This window comes from Massilia sp. CMS3.1 (genome assembly GCF_051262535.1).
Classification (GTDB): Bacteria; Pseudomonadota; Gammaproteobacteria; order Burkholderiales; family Burkholderiaceae_D; genus Telluria.
On sequence record NZ_JBIMES010000059.1, the window covers coordinates 1 to 1462 of the forward strand.

Below are 1462 nucleotides of genomic sequence, written 5' to 3' on the forward strand. Positions count from 1 at the left end.
AGAGCCGACATTTACAACTACCGAAGAAAAGTGGCTTAGTGGATGAGACGCAGCAATATTACTACCGTATTTGGGGGCGGGATGATCGCGGGAACCATCCCGTGCACACTCGCTAGTTTCTTGGTTTGGTATCTCACAGTAGCGATTAAGGAGGCGCGAGCCATAGGGCAGAATACCGAATTTCCCCTATTAAGCTTGCTGTTGATGTCGTCCTTTGCCTTCTTCATAGCATTAGGAAGTTGTGTCGCGGGGCTTCTGTACTTTGGTTATGCAATGTTGAAGAAGAAAGAAATTCTGAAGCGCTGGCATTTCTTTGCCATCGCTTATTCCCTCATCCAAGTAACGACCGCAGTTGCCTACCTGGCAACACGATAGCTGATTGTTGCAAGGTCCGCTTTGGGTCGATAGCGGACGTAGACGAAGCACGCTTTCACGTAAAAGCAGCAAATTAGGCGTCTTTCGTCTAGAAAGCCTTAGCATGCATTTCAATCATCTTATTCCAGCTGGTTCCATCCGATTAGACCGCTCAAGGAGTATTGCCGGGTTTGACTTACGTACGCCTATGTGGCTCAGTAAAGCCATGCATATTGGTGTGCTCGGGTGTTTTTGTCTTGTACTGGCTGCCTGTGGCCAAGAAAAGCCCAAGCATCCTCCGAAAAACTATACTTTGCTTGCGGCTGACATGCATGTCTCGGTCGCTCAGCACCACATTGTGCTGCCCTTCATTGCGCTGGGAGATTATCGCCGCAGACAATCTTTTTCCTTAAACCGTACGCGTGACAAGGCGAATGATACCGATGCACTTGGCAAGCTCGTTAGCGACTCATCCGATTCGGCGAAGCCGAAATCCTTCGACAGGCTGTCGGTGGAGTTCGATCCGTACGGATGGGACGACAACGATATGCAACAAAAGCAGATTTGTCCGATGTTGACCCAAAAGTGGGCCCAGGCTGCATGTGACAACCCATGGAGCGTCGTGCTTCAGTCGCTCCCGGGCCGGATCGAGCTAGTCGATCTCGAGCGGCTCAGACTTGACCCGCCGGAGCCTCGTATTCCTCGATGCGCAAAGAACAGCTTGCTTCGCCGTGCGCTTCCGGCCAGCGATGGCGAAGCAATAATGATCTGCGAACTCGAAATTTTTGGCGGGAAGCCTGCGACGCACTACGTTACGGTCGTCAGGATCGAGGGCGAGCTTGGCGCCGCATGGTCCGTCAGTCGCGGATCCCAATCGGGCGAAAGTGCTGAAGCGATGACCGCACGTCAGGGAGAGGCCATTGTCGCTTTTGTTCAATATGGGCTCGGTCCGCACGAAGATTTTGCACGCCTATACGACATTCTCTGCAAATTGCGAGCACCAGGTTCCCGGCCAGGTGTTCATCATCTGGACTGCGGAGATACTCATCGGCGTTGACGCAGTAGGTCCGGTAAGGAGCGATAATGGACGCCACAATATGTCTGCTAC

2 protein-coding genes are annotated in these 1462 nt (G+C 52.5%); both read left to right on the forward strand.

All coding sequences use genetic code 11. From position 1 onward, the window contains the following. Positions 1-42: 42 nt before the first annotated feature. Positions 43-375 (forward strand): hypothetical protein, encoded by a 333-nt coding sequence (locus ACHAC9_RS24375; protein WP_435764378.1) that lies wholly within the window; start codon positions 43-45, stop codon positions 373-375. Between the two features lie 103 nt (positions 376-478). Further along, positions 479-1411, forward strand: a complete 933-nt coding sequence (locus tag ACHAC9_RS24380; protein WP_435764380.1) for a hypothetical protein — start codon at positions 479-481, stop codon at positions 1409-1411. The last annotated feature ends 51 nt before the right edge of the window (positions 1412-1462 follow it).